The 24,140-nt window shown below is 72.7% G+C and carries 18 protein-coding genes; 4 read left to right on the top strand and 14 right to left on the bottom strand.

Annotated elements, in window-relative coordinates; all coding sequences use genetic code 11:
- Nucleotides 1-241: 241 nt before the first annotated feature.
- The 3 genes from Pma05_RS23275 to Pma05_RS23265 all read right to left on the bottom strand — a co-directional run bounded on the left by Pma05_RS23275 (nt 242) and on the right by Pma05_RS23265 (nt 6,267).
- Nucleotides 242-2,962 carry an ATP-binding protein gene (locus Pma05_RS23275; protein ID WP_203859586.1) on the bottom strand — a complete coding sequence of 907 codons (2,721 nt, stop codon included), beginning with the start codon at nt 2,960-2,962 and terminating at the stop codon, nt 242-244.
- A 191-nt stretch (nt 2,963-3,153) separates the two neighbouring features.
- A complete protein-coding gene (locus Pma05_RS23270) occupies nt 3,154-5,508 on the bottom strand; it encodes an MMPL family transporter (protein WP_203859585.1) in 2,355 nt (784 codons plus the stop codon).
- Between the two features lie 273 nt (nt 5,509-5,781).
- Nucleotides 5,782-6,267, bottom strand: coding sequence for a MarR family winged helix-turn-helix transcriptional regulator (locus Pma05_RS23265; RefSeq protein ID WP_203859584.1), 486 nt, complete (start codon nt 6,265-6,267; stop codon nt 5,782-5,784).
- A 48-nt stretch (nt 6,268-6,315) separates the two neighbouring features.
- On the opposite strand from Pma05_RS23265, the gene Pma05_RS23260 reads away from it, so the two are divergent.
- A complete protein-coding gene (locus Pma05_RS23260) occupies nt 6,316-7,656 on the top strand; it encodes a multidrug effflux MFS transporter (protein WP_203859583.1) in 1,341 nt (446 codons plus the stop codon).
- Between the two features lie 78 nt (nt 7,657-7,734).
- Here Pma05_RS23260 and Pma05_RS23255 read toward each other — a convergent pair whose 3' ends face one another.
- Nucleotides 7,735-8,139, bottom strand: coding sequence for a PIN domain-containing protein (locus tag Pma05_RS23255; protein ID WP_203859582.1), 405 nt, complete (start codon nt 8,137-8,139; stop codon nt 7,735-7,737).
- Nucleotides 8,136-8,429 (bottom strand): cupin domain-containing protein, encoded by a 294-nt coding sequence (locus tag Pma05_RS23250; protein WP_203859581.1) that lies wholly within the window; start codon nt 8,427-8,429, stop codon nt 8,136-8,138. The genes Pma05_RS23255 and Pma05_RS23250 overlap by 4 nt, the downstream gene beginning before the upstream one ends.
- A 109-nt stretch (nt 8,430-8,538) precedes the next feature.
- Here Pma05_RS23250 and Pma05_RS23245 point away from each other — a divergent pair, with 109 nt between their 5' ends.
- On the top strand, nt 8,539-9,780 hold the full coding sequence (locus Pma05_RS23245) for a D-alanyl-D-alanine carboxypeptidase family protein (RefSeq protein WP_372441538.1): 1,242 nt from the start codon (nt 8,539-8,541) through the stop codon (nt 9,778-9,780).
- Between the two features lie 57 nt (nt 9,781-9,837).
- On the opposite strand, the gene Pma05_RS23240 is transcribed toward Pma05_RS23245, so the two are convergent.
- Nucleotides 9,838-10,593: a GNAT family N-acetyltransferase gene (locus tag Pma05_RS23240; protein ID WP_203859579.1), complete on the bottom strand. Its 756-nt coding sequence runs from the start codon at nt 10,591-10,593 to the stop codon at nt 9,838-9,840.
- A 128-nt stretch (nt 10,594-10,721) separates the two neighbouring features.
- Here Pma05_RS23240 and Pma05_RS23235 point away from each other — a divergent pair, with 128 nt between their 5' ends.
- Nucleotides 10,722-11,306, top strand: coding sequence for a DUF1697 domain-containing protein (locus Pma05_RS23235; protein ID WP_203859578.1), 585 nt, complete (start codon nt 10,722-10,724; stop codon nt 11,304-11,306).
- 113 nt (nt 11,307-11,419) lie between these two features.
- On the opposite strand, the gene Pma05_RS23230 is transcribed toward Pma05_RS23235, so the two are convergent.
- Nucleotides 11,420-12,568 carry an acyl-CoA dehydrogenase family protein gene (locus tag Pma05_RS23230; RefSeq protein ID WP_203859577.1) on the bottom strand — a complete coding sequence of 383 codons (1,149 nt, stop codon included), beginning with the start codon at nt 12,566-12,568 and terminating at the stop codon, nt 11,420-11,422.
- 220 nt (nt 12,569-12,788) lie between these two features.
- The gene (locus tag Pma05_RS23225; RefSeq protein WP_203859576.1) at nt 12,789-14,321 is read right to left on the bottom strand and encodes an acyl-CoA carboxylase subunit beta; all 1,533 of its coding nucleotides are present in this window, start codon (nt 14,319-14,321) and stop codon (nt 12,789-12,791) included.
- Between the two features lie 206 nt (nt 14,322-14,527).
- Between Pma05_RS23225 and Pma05_RS23220 the strand changes: the two genes are divergently transcribed.
- Nucleotides 14,528-15,103, top strand: a complete 576-nt coding sequence (locus tag Pma05_RS23220; RefSeq protein ID WP_203859575.1) for a snapalysin family zinc-dependent metalloprotease — start codon at nt 14,528-14,530, stop codon at nt 15,101-15,103.
- 124 nt (nt 15,104-15,227) lie between these two features.
- On the opposite strand, the gene Pma05_RS23215 is transcribed toward Pma05_RS23220, so the two are convergent.
- From Pma05_RS23215 to Pma05_RS23190, 6 genes are all read right to left on the bottom strand, one after another.
- Nucleotides 15,228-15,875: an MBL fold metallo-hydrolase gene (locus Pma05_RS23215; protein WP_203859574.1), complete on the bottom strand. Its 648-nt coding sequence runs from the start codon at nt 15,873-15,875 to the stop codon at nt 15,228-15,230.
- A gap of 58 nt (nt 15,876-15,933) precedes the next feature.
- Complete coding sequence (locus Pma05_RS23210) at nt 15,934-16,836, bottom strand: hydroxymethylglutaryl-CoA lyase (RefSeq protein WP_203859678.1); 903 nt, start codon at nt 16,834-16,836, stop codon at nt 15,934-15,936.
- A 34-nt stretch (nt 16,837-16,870) separates the two neighbouring features.
- Nucleotides 16,871-18,217: an acetyl-CoA carboxylase biotin carboxylase subunit gene (locus Pma05_RS23205; RefSeq protein ID WP_203859573.1), complete on the bottom strand. Its 1,347-nt coding sequence runs from the start codon at nt 18,215-18,217 to the stop codon at nt 16,871-16,873.
- Nucleotides 18,218-18,375: 158 nt separating this feature from the next.
- Nucleotides 18,376-18,984 (bottom strand): TetR/AcrR family transcriptional regulator, encoded by a 609-nt coding sequence (locus Pma05_RS23200; RefSeq protein WP_203859677.1) that lies wholly within the window; start codon nt 18,982-18,984, stop codon nt 18,376-18,378.
- A gap of 299 nt (nt 18,985-19,283) precedes the next feature.
- The gene (locus Pma05_RS23195) at nt 19,284-22,298 is read right to left on the bottom strand and encodes a hypothetical protein (protein ID WP_203859572.1); all 3,015 of its coding nucleotides are present in this window, start codon (nt 22,296-22,298) and stop codon (nt 19,284-19,286) included.
- 2 nt (nt 22,299-22,300) lie between these two features.
- Nucleotides 22,301-24,094, bottom strand: a complete 1,794-nt coding sequence (locus Pma05_RS23190) for an HSP90 family protein (protein WP_203859571.1) — start codon at nt 24,092-24,094, stop codon at nt 22,301-22,303.
- Nucleotides 24,095-24,140: the final 46 nt, after the last annotated feature.

The following is a 24,140-nucleotide window of genomic DNA, read 5'->3' as shown; positions in this document are numbered from 1 at the left end:
AAAAACGGGCGCCTGCTGCTGGTTAACCTTCAGGCAGCCGGGGGGCTCTGGGGACGTGGCGCGGGCGGGTATCAGTGAGGGGCTCTGTCGGGGGGCTGTCCCGCTCGCGCCACGGCCCCAGTGGCGAAAGCCGCGCCACCGCCCAGGCGACGCGGTCCCGGTGGCAGAAGCCGACGCGGCCCCGAACTGGTGAAGGAGCCGGCCGGGGATCCAGGGTGTGGCGGAAGAGCCGCCCAGGCAGTCAGCTCTCGGCCCGTTCCACGTCCGGCTCGGTCCGCTCCACGTCCGGCTCGGCCCGGGCAACGTCCGCCGCGTCGACCAGCGCCCGCTCCCGAGGCAGCAGGACGATCCCGCCCTCCCGGCACACCTGGTCGAGGCGCTTGACCGCCGCCTCCCGGGCCGCCGGGTCGTCGGTGCTCGCCACCAGCCCGACCAGCGCCTCGGCCACGTCCCGCAGGTCACGGGACCCTTCGCAGGCCCGCACGGCCGCCGCGTACCACTCGGCCGCCCACTCCCGGTCGCCCCGCTGCACCGCCAGGCTCGCCTCGATCAGGGCACAGATCCCGTCGCCCCGGGGAGCGGTCTCGTCCGTCCGGGAACCCCCGGGCTCCCACTCGACCGGGCCGGTCCCGTCACCCGCCTTCCGGGCACGCAACTCGGCGAGTACCGCCGTCGCCTCGTCGATCCGGCCGTCCTGGGCGAGCGCCAGAGCGACCGTGCCGAGTACCCGCCGACGGTGCCCCGGGTCACCGAGGTCGGCCAGTGCCGCCACCACCCGACGACCGTGCCGGACCGCGTCCGCGTACCGGCCCTCCAGGCGGGCCACCTCGGCCAGGTTCGCCCGGGCCAGCACCCGGAGCCGCTCCTCGCCACACTCTCCGGCGAGCCGGTCCACCGCCGCCAGCCGGCGTCGGGCTGCGGCCAGGTCGCCGACCCGGATCTCGTGCCAGGTCAGATTGTTCTGCGCCACCGCCATGTCCCGGATCCGTCCGGTACGGGTGGCCAGCTCCAGGGCCGCCTCGCCGTGCTTCCGCGCCTCGTCGTGGCCGCCGATCGCGGTCCACAGTCCACAGAGCACGTTCCGGGCCGCCAGTTCACCGGGTACGTCGGCCAGCCGTTGGAACGCCGCCACCGCCGCCTCGGCCGCCGGCAACTCCTGCGGCCCGGCACCGTGCTCCTGGGCGAGTTGCGCGACACCGACCTGAGCCCACGCCCGGGCCGCCGGTTCGGCGTCAGCGGTACGCGGATCGTCCAGCAGCCGGCGCAGCCACTGCCGGCCGGCCACGTCCCGCCCCCGGTAGCGCCACCAGCGGGCGAGGTACCCGGCCAGCCGCAGCGCGGTCTGCGGATCGTCGTTCGCCGAGTACGCCAGGGCGGTCCACAGGTCACCGGCCACCTCGTCGAGCCGGCCGACCGCCTCGACGAGCCGCGCGCCGGCCAGATCTGGCGCGACCCGGGCGGCCAGCCCGGCGAATACCGACGCGTGTCGTCGGCGGATCCCGGCGAGTTCGCCGTTGGCGGTGGCGCGTTCGGCGGCGAAGTCCCGCACCACGTCCAGTACCCGGAACCGGAGCGGTCCGGTGCCCCTGGCGCCGATCATCCCGTGTGCCAGCAGACGGTCCAGCAACCGGACCGGATCGACCGGGCCGACCGGATCGTGGCCGGCACCGTGACCACGATCCCGGAGAAGCGCGGCATCGCTCCCGTCGCCGGGTGGCGCGTCGCCGTCGGTGAACTCCGGGTCAGCGGGCGAGGTCGGAGCGTCGGACGGGGCCGGTTCGGGGGCGAGCATCGCCTCGGCCAGCTCCACCGACCAGCGGTTGCGCAGCACCGAGAGGCGGCGCAGCGCGGCACGCTCGTCGGCGTCGAGCAGACGGTAACTCGCCGCCACCGCGTCCCGCAGCGTCACCACCGCCTCACGGGCCACCGATGGAGCACCGAGGTCGAGCAGGCGGTTGCCGTACCGGTCGAGGAGTTCGGGCAGGTTGAGTACCCGGCCGTGCGCGGCGGCCAGCTCGATGGCGAGGGGCAGTCCGCCGAGCCGGCGTACCAGCTCGACGAGCGCGACCACCTCGTCGGGCTGCGGGGGCTCGCGGCCGATCTGGCGCAGCCGGGCGAGCAGCAGCGCGACGGCCGGATAGTCCGCCACCGCCGCGAGCTCGGCCGGGACGTCGGCCGGCGGCACCTCCAGCGGGGTGACCGGGCGGACCCGTTCGCCGGAGAGCCCGACCGGGTGCCGGCCGGTGGTCAGCACCCGCAGCGTCGGCGCGATCTCGGCGAGCCGGTTCAGCCCCTCGGCAGCCGCACCGGGTGCCCGCTCGACTGCGTCCACCAGCAGCAACGAAGGCGCGTCCGAGAACCGGCCGGCGAGGTCACTGGCCCGGCCGACGCCGAAGACCGTGGCGACGACCGACAGGAAGTCGCCCTCGGTGGAACCCTCGATCATCACGATCCCGCTGGCACCGCCGGGAAAGTCGTCGGTCACCTCGCGGGCGACCTTGAGGGCCAGCCCGGTCTTGCCGACTCCGGCGAGGCCGACCAGGCTGACCACCCCGCGCGCCACCCTCGGCTGCTCGGTCAGCATCGCGGCCAGGTCGGCCACGTCCCGGTCCCGGCCGATCAGCTCACCCGGATCCGGCAGCCCGAAGCCGCGCGCCGGCAGGCGCCAGGACGTCGGCACCGCGAGGCTGCCCACCTCCAGCACCGGCCCGGCCTGGCCCCGGGCCAGCGCGACGAAGTCAGCCCGGTCCTGCCCGGCCAGACCGAGCGCGGCGGCGAGCAGCTCGACGGTCGTCCGCTGTGGCCGGGACGCCCGCCCCCGTTCGAGGTCACGGACTGTACGGATCCCGACGGCGGCCCGTTCGGCGAGTTCGGCCTGGGTCAGCCCGGCCGCCAGCCGGCACCGACGGAGCAACTCGGCGAAGCCACCCGGAACCCGGTCAGAGCCATGATCCGGAGTCATGGGCAGGAAGACTACGCAGCCGGGTACGGCCCGGGCATAGATACGTCGCGCTACCGACGGAAGAGGACATAGATATCCGACAGATCACTGATGGGGCGATCCGGCCCGTAACCGAACCCTCACGGTTCGCCACAAACCAGCCCTTCAGACGTGACGGAGGCCAGCCTTCAGGCGTGCGGGAAACCGGTCCTTCAGGGCGCGGTGGAAGTCGGTCTTTCAGGGCGTGGTGCCGTCGGCGCCACCCCGGCCCAGGTCGCCGAAGCGGGTACCGGAGCGGGCGGAACCGGTGCGCCGGCCGGCCGCTCCGAGTCGCCGGAGAACCGCTGGTGCAGCCGGCGCAGCGGGGCCGGCGCCCACCAGTTCCACTCGCCGAGCAGACTCATCACCGCCGGCATCAGCAATCCACGGACCACCGTGACGTCGAGCAGTACGGCCACTGCCATGCCGAAGCCGATCTCCTTGACGGCGGTCAGGTCGCCGAGCAGGAAACCCAGGAAGACGATGGTGATGCAGACCGCCGCCGAGGTCACCACCGGGCCGGTACGGGTGATCCCGGCCAACACCGCCCGCTGCCCGGCCCGGGTACGGGCCGCCGGGGTACGCAGACCCGACCGGCGGCGCCACTCCTCGCGGATCCGGGCCAACAGGAACACCTCGTAGTCCATCGACAGTCCGAAGACGAAGACGAAGAGCAGTACCGGGGTGGTGAGGTCGATCGCCCCCCAGGACTCCACTCCGAGCAGGGCAGCCCCCACACCCCACTGGAAGACCACCACCAGTACGCCGAGCGTGGCGAGCAGGGTCAGCACGTTCATCACCAGCGCCTTGACCGGGATGACCAGCGAACCGGTGAGTACGAAGAGCAGCCCGGTGGTGACCAGCAGCAACACGAGTGCGGCGTACGGGAGCCGGTCGGCGAGCGAGGACCGGTAGTCGACCACCTCGGCGGCGGGCCCGCCGACCAGCAGTGGCAGTGGCTGGTCGAGGGCGCGGACCGCGCGTACCAGGTCACGGGACTCGGGGCCGCCGGTCGCGCCACGCGGGGTCAGGTCGATCACCACCGCCGGACCCGGCACGTCGGGGCGGGGCTGCATCCGGATCACCTGGGGCAGGGTGTTGAGCTGGTTCATCAGGTCCCGCACCTCGGCACTGGCCGGGTCCGCCTCCACGACGACGGTGACCGGGGTGGCCCGGCCCGCCTCGAAGTCGCGCAGCAGTACGTCGTGCACCTGCCGGGCCTCCATCGACCGGGGCAGCGCCCGGGCATCGGAGTTGGCCAGATTGGCGCCGGCCAGGAACGGCAGGGCGAGCAACAGCAGAGCGGCGGAGACGCCGAACGCCACCGGGCCGGGCTTGCGCTGTGCGTACCCGGCGAGCCGGCCGAGCGGGCCGGGGTCGGCGGCCGGCGTACCCGATCGGGTCGTTGATCCCGGGCGGGTCGGGACGATCCGGGGGAGCGGGCGGGTGGCGGTGGCCAGGGCCCGGCGCACCCAGGTCCGGGCACCGGGTGCCGGGACGTGCCGGTGCGCGACGGCGATCAGCGCCGGCAGCAGGGTCAGCCCGGCGAGGGTGGCCAGCGCCACCGCGAGCGCGCCGCCCAGGGCCATCGCGGCGAGCAGCGGCTCGGCGAACGCGTAGAGGCCGACCATCGCCGCCGCGACCGCCAGACCGGAGATCAACACGGTACGACCGGCGGTCGCCATCGTCCGAGCCAGCGCCTCGACGGGATGGCTGGGATCGCCGGTATCGCTGGGATCGGCGGGCTCCGATCCGTCGCCGCGTTCCTCGCGGAACCGGGCGATCAGCAGCAGCGCGTAGTCCACGGTCAGGCCGATGCCGAGCAGCGTGACCACGTTGACGGTGAACTCGCCGACTCCGGTGACGGCGGTCAGGCCGTAGAGGCCGAGCAGGGTCACCGCGACGGCGGCGAGCGCGGCGAGCAGCGGAAGCACCCCGACCAGCAGGCCGCCGAGGATCACCACCAGCGCCACCAGGAGTACTCCGAGCGCGATCGACTCTCCGACGGCCGCGTCGTCGATCGCCTGTTCGGCGAAGGCCCGCTCGGCCAACTCCTCGCCGCCGACCAGTACCTGCGGGGCGTCGATGCCGCGCAGCAGGGCGGCGACCCGGTCCTCGGCGGCCTCCCGCTCGGCCGTCGGCAGCCCGTCGGCCAACTCGACCCGGACCAGCGTGCTGCGGTTGTCGGCGCCGATCCGGCCACCCGCCGCGTTGTAGAGGTCCTCGACCTCCTTCACCCCCGGTACGGCCCGCACGTCGGTGCGTACCCGGTTGACGCTGGCCACCAGCGCCGGGTCGTACGGGTCCCGGTCCCGGACGATCGCGACCACGGTCGGGCCCTCGGGGAGGAGTTCGGCGACCCGGCGGTCGGCCCGCTGCGACTCGGCGTCCGGGCGGAGGTTGTCGGTGTCGACCAGCCGGTCGAAGACCTGCCCGCCGAGGGTGGCTCCGGCCAGCACGAGTCCCAGCCAGCCGACCAGTACCGGCCAGCGCCATCGCCACAGCGACCGCCCGAACGCAGCGAACATGCCCCGAACCTCCCCGGCGCGACGCCTGCTCGTCGCCCTCGGCGCACATGCAAACACCCTGAGCAGTCAACCGTCAGCCGCTATCCGGTCAGAACTGACTGTCCGGTGTGTCGGGTCCGGTCGGGACGGGTCCCACTCGCGGGGAGCGGCCAGCCGCGCTCGGTGGCACGACCGGACCGGTCAGCCGCGTTCGATGGCGCAGCCGGCCTGGTCAGCCGCGTTCTGTGCCGCGGCGGGCGCGGTCAGCCTCGTTCGGAGGCGCGGCGGGCGCGGTCAGCCTCGTTCGGAGGCACGGCGGGCGCGGAGGCGTTCGGCGAGGGCGCCGAGTGCTGGAGCGGCGTCGGCCAGCTCGGCCCGCTGCTCGTCGCTGATGTCGGCCATCGCGTCGGCGAAGATCCGGGCCCAGGCGTCCTCGATCCGGGCCGAGCCGTGCGCCGCGTCGAGCGTCGCGTGCAGTCGTACGGCCCGCCGGTCGTTCGGGTCGGGCTCGCGGCGTACCAGGTTGCGGGCCACCAGGGCGCGGACGGTCGCGCTGACGTTGCTGGCGTGCAGGCCGAGGTCACGGGCGAGGGTGCTCACCGAGACGCCGGGGGCGTCGGCGACGTACCGGAGCACCTCCAGCTCGGAGGGCGGCAACTGGCCCAGCCCGGCCTCGTCGACGCCTTGCATCCGCATCACCCGGCTCAGTTGGTACAGAACCGGTACGAGTGTCCTCGCCTGCCGGAGGACCGTCTCGTCCGCCACGATCACTCGTTTCACTTCACGAGGATAACGCTAGACATAGTTATATAGGTATAGTAATTTGCCGTGGTGACTTCCGCCCCCTCGCGAAGCGAAGAGTCCAGCCCGCCGTCTCCCGCCGAGCAGCCTGAGCCGCCCGAGCCGCCCGAGCCCGCCGAGCGCTCCGGCCTCGCCGAGCAGCCCGAGTCGGAGTCGGAGTCGGAGTCGGAGGAGCCGCCGGTCAGGCGGCCCCGGCTGCTGCTTCCCGCCCTGGTGCTGCTGGCCTTCGTGCCACCGATGGGCATCGACATGTACCTGCCGGCCTTCCCCCGGATCGCCGACGAGTTCCGCACCGATCCCTCCGGGGTCCAACTCACCCTCACCGCGTTCGTGATCGGGCTGGCACTCGGTCAACTCGTGCTCGGCCCGCTCTCCGACCGGTACGGCCGCCGGCTGCTGATCCTCGCCGGTACGGCGGTCTGCGCAGCCTCCGCCGCAGCCTGCGCCTTTGCCCCGACCCTGGAGACCCTCACCGCACTCCGGTTCGTGATGGGATTCAGTGCGGCAGCCGGAGTGGTGGTCGGTCGGGCCGTCATCTCCGACACCGCCCAGGGGCCGGCCGCCGCCCGGATGTTCGGCATCCTGATGGCGCTCAGCGGCATCGCCCCGATCACCGCACCGCTGATCGGCGGCGTGGTGACCAGTGCCGCCGGCTGGCGCGCGGTGTGGTACACCCTCGCGGTCGGACTGCTGCTCACGCTGCTGGTCGCGCTGGTCGGCGTACCCGAAAGTCTGCCGCCGGAGCGCCGGCATGCCGGCGGGTTGCGCGCCACCCTGGCCACCGCGCGGTCGTTGCTGACCGACCGGGTCTATCTCGGCTACACCTTCGCGTTCGGCTTCGGGTTCGCGGCGCTGTTCTGCTACATCGCCGCCTCGCCCTTCTTCCTCCAGTACGTCCTGGGCCTCTCCGTCCGGCAGGCCGCCGTCGCCTTCGCCGCCGGCGCGTTGCTCGCCACCCTGAGCAGCGCGGTCAACGCCCGGGTCGTCGGCCGGGGCGCCTCACCGGCGATCCTGCTCCGGATCGGCCTGGCCATCATGCTGGCCACCACCGGCGGCCTGCTCGCCGCCACCCTCGCCGGCCAGCTCGACCGGGCGGTGGCGGTCGCACTGCTGCCCTTCTTCGTCGGACTGGGCATGATCATGGGGAACGCGACCGCGCTCGCGATCCAACGCGTACCGAAGGCGGCCGGCAGCGGGTCGGCGGTGCTCGGCACCCTTCAGGGCGTACTGGCCGCCGTGGCCGCCCCACTGATGGGCCTCGGCGGACGGAACAACGCCATTGCGCTGTTCCTGGGCATGACCATCTGCGTCACCATCGCCTGCCTAGCCCTACTACTCACCCGCGCCAACCAGCAAAACGCAGCATGATTCTTGGCGAGTTGTGGTTCGCCACGCGCCACAACTCGCCAAGAATCATGGCAGCCGGGCAAGCCACCTCGCGGTTGGTCAGCGGGGTGGGGGTAGCTCGATCGCGGTCAGGCCGCGTCGCCGGTAGACGTCGGGATGTCCGGTGAGCACGGAGCGGCCGGTCGGCCACTCGGCATCCGGCCACGCGACGACGACCGCGTGTGCGGTCCGCCAGTCCACCGCACCGGCGACGAGCCGTCCGACCATGGTCGCCGCCGAATAGCCGAGTTCGACGACCTCCATCGCCGGTAGCGCCCCGACGTGCTCACCGAGCGCCGGACGGTCGGCCGAGGCCGCCGCCAGGCAGAGTGCGGGGACGTAGATGTGCCGCCCCGCCTCCTGGTGCGCCGCCGCGACCAGGCCGGAGAGCAGCCGGTGGCCGGCGCCGAGCGCGAGCAGGGCGGTGTGGTCGAAGACGACCGCCGCCGCGAGCGGAGCGGTCACGCTCGCGGATCGTCGGACGAGGCGGCGCGGTCGAGAGTGGACGGTACGGCTCCCGACTCGACGTCCCGCCAGAAGTCTTCACCGGCGGAGACGTCGTCACCGTCGAGGTCGACACCGATCCGTGAGCGCAGGTATCGGGCCGCGCTGGCCGCGCGTTCCCGCAGCTCGGCGGCGGTCGGTGTGCCGTTGGACAGCTCGGCGACCAGATCCCGCACGGTCATGCCCCGCTCCCGTGCGATCGTGGCGAGCCGGTCCCGGACCACCGCGTCCACCTTGATCGTCGTGTCCACGGCGGAAGTATACCGACGGTATACCAGCGCCCGAGGTACCTCGCCGGGCGTGGCGGCCCGATATCCGAATCTGCCACCCGTACGGATGACGGAAGTTACTCTCCGGAGTATGACGCGAGGTTTGCTCATACTCAGAGTAGCCAGCGCCGTCCTGGTGCTGCCGTCGGTGACAATGGCCGGCGCACCCGGAGCCGCGATGGCGAGAACTCCGGCCCAGGCCCGAGCGGGTACGCCGTCCCGGCCCTGTCCGGCGCCGAACCCGCCGGTGGCCCGGCCGACCCACCCCGCCCCGCCACCACTCGACCCGGCAAGGGCAGCGGTCGGCGGTCCGGCGCTGGCCACCGCCGGTCTGGTCACCACGTCCGGCGTCGCCGAGCCTCCCGAGGTCACCGCCACCTCGTGGCTGGTCGCCGATCTGACCAGCGGCGCGGTACTCGGCGGCTGCGGCCCGCACGAGTACGGCGTACCGGCGAGTGTGCAGAAGCTGCTGCTGGCGGCGGCGGTGCTGCCACACCTCGACCCGCACCAGATCATCGAGGTGACCGAGTCGGATCTCGACTTCGAGCCGGGCAGCTCGGCGGTGGGGCTGGTACGCGGCGGCCGGTACTCGGTCGAGACGCTCTGGCTCGGCCTGATGCTCAACTCCGGCAACGACGCGGCGAACGTGCTGGCCCGGCTCGGCGGGGGGATCGGTGGCCAGGCCGGCGGGGTCGCGGCGATGAACGCCGAGGCGGCCCGGCTCGGCGCGTACCAGACGCACGCTGCCACACCGTCCGGACTGGACGGACCTGGGCAGTACACCAGCGCGTACGACCTGGCGCTGATCGCCCGCGCCTGCTTCGCGCACGCCGACTTCCGGCGGTACGCCGGCGCGAAGATGGCGGAGGTGCCGGCGCAGGCGGCGAACAACACCAAGGGTTACCCGATCTGGAACGACAACCAGCTCCTGCACCGCTATCCGGGTGCGCTGGGCGGCAAGACCGGCTACACCGACCTGGCCCGGCACAGCTTCGTCGGGGCGGCCGAGCGGAACGGGCGTACCCTGCTGGTCACCCTGCTCGGCGCGGAGTCGCAGCCGGCACCCGGCTGGCAGCAGGGCGCGGCGCTGCTCGACTGGGGATTCGGGCTGCCCGCCGACGCGACCGTCGGCCAGCTCGTCCCGCCGGCTCAGGCCGACTCCCGGAACCAGGTCTCGTCGGCGGCGGGCGGCGCCACCCGGGTACGTCCGGAGCGGGGCTTCCGCACCGACTGGCTGCTCGGCACGGTCGCCCCGGTGATCCTGGTCGGTACCCTTCTCGTGCTCCTGCTCCTCCAGCGGCGCCGGGCCGCCCGCCGCCGGGACGGCCGCTGACGGGACGGCCGCTGACGGGACGGCCGCTGACAGAACGGCCGCTGACCCGGGGTCCGGCTAGTGCGTCGGACGGGCCGCCGGGTCGACCTCGGAGACCTCCAGGACCCGGCCGGCGAGCGCGACGCCCGGCAGCTCCTCGTCCCGGTACGCCGCCCGGCGCGGATCGTCCAGATAGGACTGGTACCCGTCCCGCCCGGTGAACGACAGCAGGTGCACCTCGGTCCGGCCGTCCCCGGTACGCAGCCGCTGCTCCAGCCGGCCGCCGTGCTCGGCCAGCAGCGGCAGTACCCGGTCCTCGTAGCGGCCGAAGGCGGTCAGGTGCTCCTCGGGGACGTCGAGCAGCACGACCACCCGTACCCGCGACCGGGGTTCCGAGCCGTCCAACCGCTTGATGAAGTGCAGGTCGGCGTACCCGCCGGGAAAGCCCTCGCTGCGGCCGACCTGGACGTAGCCGTGCCGGCGGTAGAACGGCGGTGCCTGGAACTCGAAGGACGAGACGATCATTCGGTCACAGCCGCGCCGCCGCGCCGCGTCCTCGGCGGCCCGCAGCAGCCGGCCGCCCCAGCCGTGCCGCCGGTGCTCCTCGCGGACCCAGAGCATGCTGATCCCGCCGCAGCCGCCCCAGGTCCAGCCGGTCAGGCCGCCGACCAGCTCACCCGCCCCGTCGGTCAGCCGGACCGAGAGGTCGGCCTCGTCGGCGGCGCCGGTCGCCCGGTTGTTGAACGCACTCAGCTCCGCGTTGAGCCGCTTGGACAACTCCGGGTCGTCCCCGCCGACCGCGACCGCGAGCGGGGCGTCAGATTCCGTCGTCATCCGCGAAGTATGCGCAACGATGATCACCGGCGCGTCCCATCTCTCCGGGCACCTCTAGACATTCCCAAGGCACCAACAGGGCGGGGATAGGCTGCTCACCGGCGGGCAGGGTCGACCGAGGAGGCGGGATGGGTCGGTACGCGGCACTGCTCCGTGGCGTCAACCTCGGCTCGTACAACCGGATCGGCATGGCCGACCTGCGCCGGATCGTCACCGACCTCGGCCATCACGACGTCAAGACCTACCTACAGAGCGGGAACGTCGTCTTCGGAGCCGGGGCGGGGGACGGGGACGGGGACGGGGACGGGGACGGGGACGCCGATCCGGAACGGCTGGCCGGCGACATCCGGCGGGCCCTCGCCGACCGGTTGAGCATGGACGTGGCGGTACTGGTCCGTTCCGGACCGGAGTTGGCGGAGCTGACCGGCGGCAACCCGTACGCACCCGCCGAGCCGGACGAGGTCAAGTTGCTGGTGGCGTTCCTCGCCGAGCCGCCCGACGCCGACCGGGCGGCCGAGCTGTCCGTGCCGGGCGGCGAGACCTCCGAGTTCAGCTTCGCCGGCACCGGCCGGGACCTCTACCTGCACTACCCGGACGGGTACGGCCGGAGCAGGTTCAGCAACGCCTACCTGGAGAAGCGGCTCGCGGTCGCCTCGACCACCCGGAACTGGAAGACCGTCCGTGCCCTGGCCGAGCTGACCGCCACCGACTGAGCGGGGAGTCTCGGCGACCGGGCAGCAGCTCGGCAGGTCGACAGCTCGGCAAGGTGCCCCGGGTTGACCGGCCGGCCGAGCGAGCCTGAGTCGGCCGGCCGGAGCATTCCCGGCTACAGTCCCAGGTCGCGGGCGATGATCATCCGCTGCACCTCGGAGGTACCCTCGCCGATCTCCAGGATCTTCGAGTCCCGCCAGAACCGGGCCACCGCGAACTCGTTCATGAACCCGTACCCGCCGTGGATCTGGGTGGCCTCCCGGGCGTTGTCCACCGCGCACTCGCTGGCGTGCAACTTGGCGATGGCGGCGTGCCGCTTGAAGTCCTCGCCGGCCAGCATCCGGGCCGCCGCGTCGTAGTACGCCAGCCGGGAGGTGTGCGCCCGCCGTTCCATGTCAGCGATCTTGAACTGGATGGCTTGGAAGTTGCCGATCGGCTGGCCGAAGGCGTGCCGGTCCTTGGCGTACCGGACGGACTCGTCGACGCAGCCCTGGGCGAGGCCGACCGAGAGCGCCGCGATGGCGATCCGCCCCTCGTCGAGGATCCGCAGGAACTGGGCGAAGCCCCGGCCGCGCTGGCCGAGCAGGTTCTCCGCCGGCACCCGGCAGTCGTCGAAGGTCAGCTCGTGGGTGTCCGAGGCGCACCAGCCGACCTTCGAGTAGCCCGGCGCGACGGTGAAGCCCGGCGTACCGGACGGCACGATGATGGTGGAGAGTTCCTTGGAGCCGTCCGGGTTGGTGCCGGTGACCGCGGTGACCGTGACCAGGGCGGTGATCTCGGTACCGGAGTTGGTGATGAACGCCTTCGAGCCGTTGATCACCCACTCGTCGCCGTCCAGTACCGCCCGGGTGGCGGTGCCGCCCGCGTCGGAGCCGAAGCCCGGCTCGGTCAGCCCGAACCCGGCCAGCGCCTCGCCGGTGACCAGCTTCGGCAGCCACCGGGCGCGCTGCTCGGCGGTGCCGAACCGGTAGATCGGCATCGCGCCGAGCGAGACCGCCGCCTCCAGGGTGATCGCCACACTGGAGTCGACCCGGGCCAGTTCCTCCAGGGCGAGGCAGAGCGCGAAGTAGTCGCCGCCCATCCCGCCGTGCTCCTCCGGGAACGGCAGGCCGAACAGGCCCATCTTGCCCATCTGCGCGACGATCTCGTACGGGAAGGTGTGCCGCTCGTAGTGTTCGGCGATGACCGGTGCGACGACCTCGCGAGCGAAGGACCGTACGCTCGATCGCAGCGCCTCGTATTCCTCGCTGAGCCGGAAGTCCATGGGTTCCTCCATCGGGTCGGTCCGCCGGAAACGCTTGTGGCGCTACGGGCGGGGCTGCTGCTGCGGGGTGGACGGTTCCGCGTTCCGGTTCCGCGTTCCGGTTCCGGGTTCTGCGTTCCGGGTTCTGCGTTCCGGGTTCCGGGTTCTGCGTTCCGGGTTCCGGGTTCCGGGTTCCGGGATCCGCGACGGGCGGAACGTCGGGCCCGGGGGGGTCGGGCTGCTAGACGGGTGTGACGCCGTGCCGTCGGCGGGAGAACGTGCGGTCCTTGTGTCGGGCGGCGGCGAACCGCCGGACCAGTTCGGTCCGCAGGTCGGCCGGCTCGACGATCGCGTCCACGACCAGCTCGCTGGCCAGCCGGACGATGTCGATGTCCTGCTCGTAGTCGGCGCGCCGCTCCGCGACGAAGGCCGCCCGCTCGTCCGGGTCCTCGATCGCGGCGATCTTGTTGGCGTAGACGGCGTTCACCGCCGCCTCGGCGCCCATCACCGCGATCTTCGCGGTGGGCAGCGCGATCGTGGCGTCCGGCTCGAAGCCGGGACCGGCCATCGCGTAGAGCCCGGCACCGTACGCCTTGCGGACCACCACGCAGATCTTCGGTACGGTCGCCTCGCTGATCGCCGTGATCATCTTGGCGCCGTGCCGGATGATGCCCTGCTTCTCCACCGCCGTACCGACCATGAACCCGGGCACGTCGGAGAGGAAGAGCAGCGGCACGTTGAAGGCGTCGCAGAGCTGCACGAACCGGGTCGCCTTGTCGGCCGAGTCGACGAAGAGCACGCCGCCCTTGAACATCGAGTTGTTCGCCACCACGCCGACGACCTGGCCGTCCAGCCGGCCGAAGCCGATCGTCAGCTCCTTGGCCCAGAGCGCCTGGATCTCCAGGAAGGAGTCGGCGTCGAGCAGGCCCTTGACGTACCGGCGCATGTCGAACGCCTGTCGCTCGCTCGCCGGTACCAGCCCGGCCAGGTCGACCTTCTCGGGGGCGGCGACGGCCGGCGCGGCGGGCGGCGGAGACGTCCAGTTCGCCGGCAGGTACGACAGGTAGCGCCGGACCACGTCGAGCGCGTCCGCCTCGGTCTTGCAGAGGAAGTGCCCGACGCCGGACTCGGCGCAGTGCACCCGGGCCCCGCCCATCTCCTCCAGCGTGGTCTTCTCCCCGGTGACCATCTCGACCATCCGGTCGGAGCCGAGATACATGCTGGCGTTGCCGTCCACCATCGCCACCACGTCGCAGAACGCCGGAATGTACGCCCCGCCGGCCGCGCTCGGCCCGAACAGCGCGCAGACCTGCGGGATCGAGCCGGAGGCGCGTACCTGGTTCCAGAAGATCTTTCCGGCGCCACGGCGCCCGGGGAAGAGGTCGACCTGGTCGGTGATCCGGGCACCGGCCGAGTCGACCAGATAGACCATCGGCTGGCCGTTGGCGTACGCCCGCTCGATGATCCGGATGATCTTCTCGACCGTACGGGCGCCCCAGCTTCCGGCCTTGACCGTGGAGTCGTTGGCCATCAGGCAGACGGGTCGGCCGTCGATGCTGGCCTGGCCGGTGACCACGCCGTCGGCGGGCAGCCCGTCGGCGAGCGCGTTCGCGTGGAGCCCGTCCTCGACGAAGGAGCCCTCGTCGACCAGCAGCGCGATCCGTTCCCGGGCGAAGAGCTTGCCCTTGGCCGCGTTGGCGGCGTGGTATTTCTCCGCGCCGCCGGCTCGGACCCGCTTGCCGAGTCGCTCCAGCGCCGCACCGTCAAGTGTCACGCCGACCCCCTCGTCCGGACCGGGGTCCGTGACCCCGCGCCAACCGACCTGAACGATCGTTAGGCTACTGCATCCGGTCAGCCCCGGGCCACCCGACCGGCCCGCCATACCGAACGACCACGTATCCGGACAGGATGTTGTAATTGACATTTGTCTATAACTAGGCTGCTGGCACCCCCTACGCCCACCGGATCGGAGAGTGAGTCATGACCTCACGAATCAGCCGGCTACTGGTCGCGGTCGTCGCGACGGCAGGTGCCACCCTCGGCGTCACGCTGGCCAACCCGTCTCCCGCGTCCGCCGCCATGACCATCTGCTACAACACCAGCCAGGCGGGCAGCTTCGTCGGCGTCGCCGGCCAGGCCGCCACGATCTGGAACAACGCCACCTCGAACCTGACCCTCACGGCGAACTGCGGCTCGAACCTCCGGATCTACTCGATCACCGGTGGTGGCTCGTACGCGGTCCGGACCAGTCTGGGCAACGGTCGGGTCTACATCGACACCCAGCAGGCGCAGCAGTACAGCCCGCTGCGGATCATGAGTCACGAGATCGGGCACATCCTCGGGCTGCCGGACAACTACAACGGCAACTGCGCACTGCTGATGTCGGGTGGCAGCGCCGGCACGAGCTGCACCAACCCGTACCCGAGCAGCGCCGAGGCCAGCCGGGTCACCCAGCTCTTCGCCGGTACCCGGGTCGGGCCGGACCGGGCCGACAGCGTCGGTGGCCAGGTCTTCCGGGACAGCTGGCCCTCGACGATGCTCGCCCCGATCGGCTGAACTGCCGGACGAGGACCAGCACGTGACGGAGGGGCCGGCGGAACCGCCGGCCCCTCCCGCCGTCCACATCGACACTGATGGGGCAGTGCGGTGCGGTGCGGGACAGGGGCGGGGCGGGGGCGGGTCAGTCGAAGGTCACCGACTGGCCGGGCGGGATCCGGGAGTATTCGGTCTCGGCCTTCTGCTCGAACCAGCGGTCCACGATCGGCGCCCCGCGCTCGCTGACCACCGCGTCGTGGATCGAGTACGCCCGCCGGGGCTTGACCGCCCGGACGAAGTCGAGCGACTCGGCGACCTTCAGCCACGGCGCGCTGGTCGGCACCAGCAGGGTCGCCACCGGCAGATCGGGTACGAAGAACGCGTCGCCGGGGTGGTAGAGCCCGCCACCCGTCGTCCCGACGTCGACCACGAAGCCGAGGTTCGGAATTCCGGGCAGCCCCTGGTAGATCTCGGCGTGGTCCCGACCGACCGCCCGCACCCGGAAGCCGCCCGCGTCGAACTCGTCACCGGAGGCGACCGGAACCACCGCCGGACCGAGGTCGGCCAGTTGCCGGGCCACGTCCGCGTGGGTGTAGATCCGCAGCGCCGGGTTGGTGGCCACCGCCGCGCTGATCCGCTCGGTGTCGAGGTGGTCGAAATGCTCGTGCGTGACCAGCACGTGGTCGACGGAGTCCAGCGCCTCGGCCTCGGCCCAGATGCCCGGATCGATCAGCAGTGACCGTCCGTCCGCCTCCAGGCGTACGCAGGCGTGGGTGTACTTGATCATCCGCATTTGCCGAGCCTATCCCGGTTCGTCGGTGGTTACTCCGGTTACGCCGCCAGTCTGCTGCTTACGCCGCCAGTCTGCTGCGCGGGCCGGCCCGGAGCACCCCGGAGGGCAGCTCCCGGCCGACGAGCTGCTCGGCGTAGGCCGCCACCTCCAGCAGCGCGTCCAGGTCGACACCGGTCTCGATGCCCATGTCGTGCAGCATGTGCACCACCTCCTCGGTGGCCACGTTCCCGCTCGCCCCCGGGGCGTACGGGCAGCCGCCGAGCCCGCCGACGCTGGCGTCGTACTCGGTGACGCCGAGTTCGAGCGCGGTCAGCAGGTTCGCCAGCGCCGTACCCCGGGTGTTGTGGAAGTGCAGCAGCATCGGGATGTCGGGCTGGCGGTTCCGGACCGCGGTGACGAGTTCCCGGACCCGGCGCGGGGTGGCCATCCCGGTGGTGTCACCGAAGGCGACCCGGTCCGCCCCGTCGGCCACCACCCGGTTGACGATGCCGGCCACCCGGGACGGGTCGACATCCCCCTCGTACGGGCAGCCGAAGCTGGTCGCCACGATCACCTCGGCGGTCGCCCCGGCATCGTGCAACAGCGAGATCAGCCCGGCGATGTCGTCCAGCGACTCGGCGGTGGAGCGGTTGACGTTGCGCCGGTTGTGCGTGTCGCTGGCCGAGACCACCACCTCGATCTCGGTGAAGCCGGCGGCCAGGGCCCGCTGGGCGCCCTTCGAGTTCGGCACCAGCGCCGAATAGCGCACCTCCGGCGCCTTCCTCGCCCGGCTCCACACCTCGTCGGCGTCGGCCATCTGCGGGATCGCCTTCGGGTGCACGAAGGAGACCGCCTCGATCCGGCGTACGCCGGTGGTGCCGAGCAGGTCGAGCAGGCGTACCTTGCCGTCGGTCGGTACCACCTCCTCGTTCTGTAGGCCGTCGCGCGGTCCGACCTCCCGGATCGAGACCGCGCCCGGCAGGTCGGTCGTCATGCCGTCACCTCGTTCCGTCCACTCACTTCTTGGCCCGCATCCGGGCGACGATGCCGGTGTCGTAGTCGCCGCCGAGGAACTCGGGGTTGTCGAGCAGTTCGGCGAAGAACGGCAGGTTGCACTTCGGTCCGGCGATCTCGAATCCGGCCACCGCCACCCGGGCCCGGTCGATCGCCTCGGCGCGGTCGGCGCCGTACACGATCAGTTTTGCCATCAGCGAGTCGTAGAACGGGGTGACGGTGGTGCCGAGGGAATATCCGGAGTCGACCCGCACCCCGTCACCGGTCGGCTCCGTCCACGCGGTCACCGCACCCGGGCCGGGCAGGAACCGCTTCGGGTCCTCGGCGTTGATCCGCAGCTCGATCGCGTGTCCGCGCGGGGCGAGCGCGTCCGGGTCGAAGTTCGGGGCCAGCCCGGCGGCCACCCGGAGCTGCTCCTCGACGAGGTCGAGGCCGTGGACCAGCTCGGTCACCGGGTGCTCGACCTGGAGCCGGGTGTTCATCTCCAGGAAGAAGAACTCCCCGGTCGTCGGGTCGAGCAGGCACTCGACGGTGCCCGCGTTGCGGTAGCCGACCGCCTCGCCGGCCCGGACCGCCGCCGCCAGCAGCCGCGCCCGCAGCTCCGCCGAGACCGCCGGGGACGGGGACTCCTCGACCAGCTTCTGGTTGCGCCGCTGCACCGAGCACTCCCGCTCGCCGAGCGCCACCACCCGGCCGTCGGCCAGGCCGAGGATCTGCACCTCGACGTGCCGTACCCGGGGGAAGTATCGCTCGATCAGCACCGAACCGTCCCCGAACATCCGCTCGGCGAAGGCGCGCACCTTGTCGTACTCGGTGCGCAGGCTGGCCTCGTCGGCGGCGACCGCCATGCCCATCCCGCCGCCCCCGGCGGCGGCCTTGACCATGACCGGGAAGCCGATCTCCTCGGCGGCGGCGAGCGCGGCCTCGACCGTGCCGGCCGGGTCGGTGCTGCCGGGCGCGACCGGCACACCCGCGGCGGCCATCAGGTTCCGAGCATTGATCTTGTCGCCCATCGCGGTGATCGCGTCGGCGCCGGGTCCGACCCAGACCAGGCCGTTCGCCTCGACGGTACGGGCGAAGTCCGCATTTTCCGACAGGAAGCCGTAGCCGGGGTGGATCGCCCGTGCGCCGGTCGACTTGGCGGCGGCGAGGATCGCCTCGGAGTTCCGGTAGCTCTGCGCCGGGTTCGCCGGCCCGACACAGACCGCCTCGTCGGCCTCGCGGACGAACGGCAGGTCGGCATCTGCCTCGGAGTAGACCGCGACAGTCCGTACGCCGAGTCGCCGGGCGGTCCGGATGATCCGGCGGGCGATCTCGCCACGGTTCGCGACGAGCAGGGACTCGATCATGCTGGTGCTCCGCCTCTCAGTACTCGACCGGCCGCACCTCGTTGTACGGCCGTCCGCGACCCGCCTCAGTGAGCCTTCTTCAACCTCCCCCTGCGGTCGGGCGGACCGCAAGGTCGGACGCGGCGCCCGAGCGCCACGCGATTCGGGTCGAGAAAGGTTCAGTCGTCCGGGTCGGCGAGCAGTGCGGCCAGGGTAGCGGCCCGGAGCAGCGCCGCCCGGCGCTGGCGGTCCACCTCGCCACCGAGGAACGGCGTGGAGTTCATCAGACCGAACGCGGCATGGGCCAGCACCCGCGCCTCGCCCGCCGACAGCTTCGGGTGCAGCGCGGTCAGCACCCCCACCCACTCCTCGACGTAGAGCCGCTGGAGCCGGCGGATCTGTCGGCGGGGCTCCTCCGGCAGCCGGTCCAGCTCGTGCAGGTGCAGCGCGATGACCGCCGGGTTGGCCAGGGCGAACTCGACGTGGAAGTCGATCAGGGATTCGAGGGCCGTCCGGGCGCTGTCCGGATGCTCCGCGACCCGCTGCCGGCCACCGGCCAGCAGCCCGTCACTCACCGGCATCAGCGCGGCGACGAGCATCGCCTCCTTGCCGGCGAAGTGATGGTAAAGCGCCGGGCCGGTCACCCCGGCGGCCGAACCGATATCGTCCATCGAGACCCCGTGATAGCCGCGGGCCGCGAAGAGGCCGACCGCGATCTCCAGAATCTCCTCGCGCCGGGACCGCCGTCGCCGCACGCCGCTGGCGGGTGCGCCGGCCCCCGTCGCCATCACCTGCTCCTCCACCGTCACCCGACCAGCCTAGTCAGTTGTCAATCGCTGACTCTCCGCCGAGTGTCGGCCGCCACGTCGCGGGCAGCTCCGTCCGACCGGCGCGGGCAGGTCCGTACAGCCACCACCATTACCGGGCCGGCCGGGCCAGCCTGGTGCTCGGACGTGCGGGGTCCGGCCAGCCTGGTGCTCGGCCGGACGTGGATCGGGCCGGGCTGGTGCTCGGCCGGGCGAGGATCGGACCCGGCTGGTGCTCGGCCGGGCAAGGATCGGGCCGGGGCGGGCCGGGGTAGGGCCGGCTAATCGTCGTCGGAGTCGAGGTCGTAGCTGGCGCGTAGGGCGTCGGCCTCCGCCGTACGGCCGAGCGCGGCGAGCGCGACGGTGAGCAGCCAGGCTGCCCGGCGTACCGGCTCGGAGTGCGCGGGCAGGCTGTTCAGGGTGGCCCGGAGCAGCGGTTCGGCCTCGGCCGGGCGGTCCAGCCGGAGCAGTATCTCCCCGGTGAGCAGGTCCACGAGGAGCGCCTCGCCGAATGCCTGGATCGACCGCAGTGTGTCGGCGGCGCCGTCCAGCCGGGCCAGCGCCTCGTCCGGCCGCTCCGCGCCGAGGAACGCCCGGGCCGCGACGTCGGCCAGCATCGCCCGCTCCCAGTGCGCCGCCGCCGCCTCGTCGTCGGCGTCGTCGGAATCCGGCGTACCGGAGCCGTTCGGCAGGGCCGCCGCCACCCGGTCGGCCACCTCCAGCGCGGCCAGCGCCGCCGCCGGGTCGCCGGCCCAGTGCTGGGCGGCTACCTCCCGGCGCCGGACCCGCAGCTCGTCGAGGGGCAGCCCGGCGAGCCGGAACGCGGTCGCGGCGGCGCCGAACCGCTGCGCCGCGAGATTGTCCCGATCCTGGGCGTAGAGCAGCTCGCCGGCCTCCTCCAGCACTCCGGCCCGGGCGGGCAGGTTGTCGGGTCCGTCGAGGTTGTCGGCGAGTTCGTCCAGCAGGGTCAGGGCCGGGCCGTCCTCGCCGAGCGACCGGTAGACGGTGGCGAGCAGGTGCCGGCACTGGTCCGCGTCGGCCTGTCGTCCGAGCCGGTCCAGCTCGCCGACCGCCTCCTCCGCCGCCTCGGCCGCCTCCACCGCCCGGTCGGCCCGCCGGTAGGCGTCGGCCAGCTCCCAACGCAGGTAGGCGGCGCCGTCCACGATGCCCCGCTCGACGCAGAGCGCGACCGCCTCCACCAGGTCGTCGACCGCCTCGTCCGGGCGGCCGGCGGCGACCAGCGCCCGGGCCCGCCCGGTCCGGGCCGGCAGCGCCAGCTTGTCGGTGGCCAGCCGTACCGCCTCGTCGTACGCCGAAACCGCCTGCTCCGGGTCGTCGAGCGAGTTGGCGTAGCCGAGGGTGGCAACCGCCCGATGCTCGGGCAGGCCGAGTTCCTCGTAGAGGTCCCGGGCCCGCAGTGCCGCCTCGCCGACCTCGGCACCCCGGTCCAGCAGCTCCAGGACCCGGACCCTGGTCAACGCGACCCGCGCCACCAGATACCGGTCGTCGGAACCGGCCGCCTCGGTCGACGCCCGGTCCACCGCCGCCAGCGCCTCGGCACCCCGCCCCTGCTCGGCAAACGTGATCGCCAGCCGGTCCTGCGCGGCGGCCCGATGCCAGACGTCACCGTGCGCCATCAGGTGGTCGGCGGACTCCTCGACCAGCGGCACGCCCTCGTCCGGCTCGCCCGACATCACCAGCAGTACGCCCAGCCGGCCGGCCACCACCTGGGCGCGGAGCGGATCCGGGACCTGCCGGTGCAGCGCCAGCGCCTCCCGGTTCGCCGCCACCGCTCCGGCCACGTCGCCGGCCACCTGCCGCTCGACCGCCCGGAACTCGGCTCGGCGGGCGACGACGGACTGCTGCTGCGGCTGCCCGCCGAACCGTTCGTCGAAGACCGCCAGTATCCCGAACAGGTCGTCGTCCCGCTCGGTACGCCAGGCCGCCTCGGCCAGGTCGAGCAACCGCTCCGGGCCGGCGTCCGCCGGTACGTCGAGCGGGGCCGGTCGGTGAACGGACGCCGACCCGCTGGACGCTCCACCCGACCCCTCGGACGCTCCGCCGGCCCCGGTGTCTGGGCCGGACCCGGCCGGAGCAGACTCGTCGGTGCCATCGCCGCCGGGCCGGGCGACGCTGGTGGACGTGCCCGCACTGGCGGCGGGAGCCGGGCGGCGGCGGGCGGTCGGCGACAGCGGCAGATAGTCGCCGACCGGTTGCCGGGCGAGCACCTCCGCGACGATCGCCGACTGCGCCCCGGTGCCGTTCCGGGCGTCGAACCGGGCGGCCAGCTCCCGGGCCGTACCGGCCAGCTCGTCCGCCAGCACCGTCACCGGTACCTCGGCCGCCGGCCGGTCCAGGTGAGCAGGGCGCCGTACCGGCAACTCCCCGTGGCCGTCGGCGGCGAGCCGGTGCAGCAGCAGCGCCCCGCTGGCGGCGAAGGCCATCGCGTCGCCCGGCGAGGGTGCCTCGTCCAGCCAGCCCAGGTGCCGTTCCAGCAACTCCAGCCCGCGCGCCTCGTTGCCGGTCGACGCGCAGAACGCCAGGTGGTCACCGACCAGCGACATGTCCGCGATGTTGGTCCGGTGCCGGCGGTACGCCCGCAGGTGCGCGTCCCGGGCCTGCTCCCGCCGGCCGGTGTGCAGGTACGGCAGCAGCAGCGCGCTGAGGACGCACTGTGGCTGCTCGACACAGCCCAGCCGGCCCGCGAGCACCGGCTCGGCCAGCGCCACCGCCTCCTCGTACCGGCCGAGTGAGCCGAGGTATTCGATCCGGTCCGTCGGGTCGCAGCCGGCACAGTCGGAGAGCTCGTCCCGGGGTGCGGTGGTCCACCGGCGGTACCACTCGGCGGCCTCCTCCGCCGCACCGACGTGCACCGCCACCTGGTGCCGGTATTTGTAGACCATCTGGAGGCTGTGGCCGCTGTCGCGGTAGCGCCGCTCCATGTCGTCGAGTACCGCCATGGTGCGGTCCAGCGGCACCTCGGGAAACTCCAACAGCCCGCTGACCATGTGCTTGAAATACCAGAGCAGGGTGTGCAGGTGTCGCTGGTGGTAGGGCTTCGGGTCGCGGTCGAACTCGGCCAGGCACCAGGAGAAGGTGACGAACGACCGGGCCGGCTCGCCACCGTAGTAGTAGGCGGCGGTGCCGAGCATCCGGGCCGCGAAGGCGAGCTGCTCGTCACCGGTGGCGTCCACCTGCCGGAGGAGCTGTTCGGCGGCGGCGATCTGGCCGCTGCCGTACGGCATCTCACCGACCCGGTCGATCGTCCGCCAGAGGTCGTCGGTTTCCCCGCCCATGGTCACTCCTGTTCTGGGACGGCCCGACCGAGCAGGCCGAGGAACGAGCTGTTCAGCAGGGCGGCGTCGGCGGGGCGGATCGGGTGGTAGCCGAGCAGCAGCGCCTGGCCGTAGAGGGCCTCGACGGCGAGCCCGACCAGCGCCGGGTCGCCGAGCGCGCTGACCCGGCGGACCAGCGGGTTACGGTGGTTGAGCACCAACTGTGGGCGCTCGGCCGGGCCGGAGGCGGCGAGCGCGTCGAGTACCCCGGCCCAGGTCTCGTCGGCCCGCTCCCGGGTCGCCCGGAGTTGCTCCTCGAAGGCCGCCGACCGGCTCACCAGATAGAGCGCCGGAAGTGACGCCGGGGCGTACGACCGGAGCACCACCTCGACACCGAGCCGGTCCAGGGCACGCTGGGCGGCGACGACGAACGGCCGCAGCGCCAGCTCCGCACCCGGGTCGAGGGCGTCGAACCGGGTGGTCAGGTCGTTCGGCTCCAGCCGTTCGACCAGCACCGACCGGTCCACGGTCGGCAACCGCTCGATGATCTCGGTGTCGTACGTGTAGCCGGCGTTGACCACCGGCAGGTCCTGCGCCGCCGCGACCCCGGCGAGCTGGCGGAACTCGTCGATACTGGCCGCGTAGCGGATCAGGCCGTGCCGCTCGCGGAACTCGGCCAGCGTGGTCTGCCCGGTGTTGGTCTCCATCGGCCACCAGCGCTCGACCAGCCGGAGCATCTCGTCGTCGTGCAGGGCCAGCGCCTTCACCCCGAGGTGGTGCACCTGGAGGAACTCGGCGAGCCGGCGCGGCGCGCTGCCGGCCAACCGGACCAGCCAGCCCCGGAGCTGGTCGCCGAGCGCCTCCCGGGTCGCCTCCAGCAGACTGTCCTCGTAGAGGGCCTCGCGGCTGGCGGTGGGGCGCAACTCGGTGGAGTCGACCACGCAGCGGGCGAAGAACGCCCAGTCCGGCAGCAGCCCCTCGGCGCCCTCGGTGAGCAGCATCCGCTTCAGGTAGACCCGGTGACCGGCCCGAGCCGCCGGGTTGACCGGGGTCGGCAGCACGAAGGCCGCACCGGTCAGCCCCGCCTCCGGCACCGACAGCGGTACGACGTCGAACGGGGTGAAGTCAAGCACCTCGCGGGCGTACCGGACGAGGTTCTCCCGGCGGTCGGACGGCGACGTGCCGGCGGGGGCCGACCACGGCGGCGGCCCGGTGGTGGTCTCGACCTCGCCGACCAGCACCTTAACGGGCAGCAGCGAGCCGAACAGCCGGGCCAGCTCGGTCACGGTCGGCCTGGTCAGCCACTGGTCGGCGTCGCGGCGCGGGACCAGCGTGACGCTGGTACCCGGCTCGGCGCGCTGCGCGTCGACGGCGGCCAGCTCGACCCGGTAGCGGCCGTCCGCGAACCCGGTCCAGAGCACGGTGGGCTCGTCGCCGTGCCGGGTGCGGACCCGGACCTCGTCGGCGACCAGGAAGCAGGAGAGCAGGCCGATGCCGAACTGGCCGAGGAACTCGTGGCGGGCGAAGCCCAGCTCGTCCCGCTTGGAGCTGCGGCCGATGGTGGCCAGCAACTCGTGCACCTGGGACTCGGTCAGCCCGATGCCGGTGTCGTGCACCCGCAGCGTGCCGTCGCCGGTCAGCTCCGGTGGCTCGATCCGGACCACGGCCGGTGCGCCCGGGTCGGTGGCCCGGCGGGCGGTGATGGCGTCCACCGCGTTCTGCAACAGCTCCCGGACGTAGACCCGGGGACTGCCGTATAGGTGATGGCTGAGCAGGTCGACCACGCCACGGAGGTCGACCTGGAAAGCGCGGTCCACGTCCTGTCCACTCCCTGGTCCGATGCCGGCGCTCACCGTACCGGGC

The sequence above is a fragment of the Plantactinospora mayteni genome, from assembly GCF_016862935.1.
In the GTDB taxonomy this organism is placed as follows: Bacteria; Actinomycetota; Actinomycetes; order Mycobacteriales; family Micromonosporaceae; genus Plantactinospora; species Plantactinospora mayteni.
Note: the sequence above shows the minus strand (reverse complement) of the source record. Positions and strands in the feature narration are given on the sequence as shown.

Bases quoted from the DNA above. Each gene is read 5' to 3' on its own strand.
- Pma05_RS23275 (WP_203859586.1), bottom strand. From the start codon at position 2,962: ATGACTCCGGATCATGGCTCTGACCGGGTTCCGGGTGGCTTCGCCGAG.
- Pma05_RS23270 (WP_203859585.1), bottom strand. From the start codon at position 5,508: ATGTTCGCTGCGTTCGGGCGGTCGCTGTGGCGATGGCGCTGGCCGGTA.
- Pma05_RS23245 (WP_372441538.1), top strand. From the start codon at position 8,539: ATGACGCGAGGTTTGCTCATACTCAGAGTAGCCAGCGCCGTCCTGGTG.
- Pma05_RS23240 (WP_203859579.1), bottom strand. From the start codon at position 10,593: ATGACGACGGAATCTGACGCCCCGCTCGCGGTCGCGGTCGGCGGGGAC.
- Pma05_RS23235 (WP_203859578.1), top strand. From the start codon at position 10,722: ATGGGTCGGTACGCGGCACTGCTCCGTGGCGTCAACCTCGGCTCGTAC.
- Pma05_RS23230 (WP_203859577.1), bottom strand. From the start codon at position 12,568: ATGGACTTCCGGCTCAGCGAGGAATACGAGGCGCTGCGATCGAGCGTA.
- Pma05_RS23220 (WP_203859575.1), top strand. From the start codon at position 14,528: ATGACCTCACGAATCAGCCGGCTACTGGTCGCGGTCGTCGCGACGGCA.
- Pma05_RS23215 (WP_203859574.1), bottom strand. From the start codon at position 15,875: ATGCGGATGATCAAGTACACCCACGCCTGCGTACGCCTGGAGGCGGAC.
- Pma05_RS23205 (WP_203859573.1), bottom strand. From the start codon at position 18,217: ATGATCGAGTCCCTGCTCGTCGCGAACCGTGGCGAGATCGCCCGCCGG.
- Pma05_RS23200 (WP_203859677.1), bottom strand. From the start codon at position 18,984: ATGGCGACGGGGGCCGGCGCACCCGCCAGCGGCGTGCGGCGACGGCGG.
- Pma05_RS23195 (WP_203859572.1), bottom strand. From the start codon at position 22,298: ATGGGCGGGGAAACCGACGACCTCTGGCGGACGATCGACCGGGTCGGT.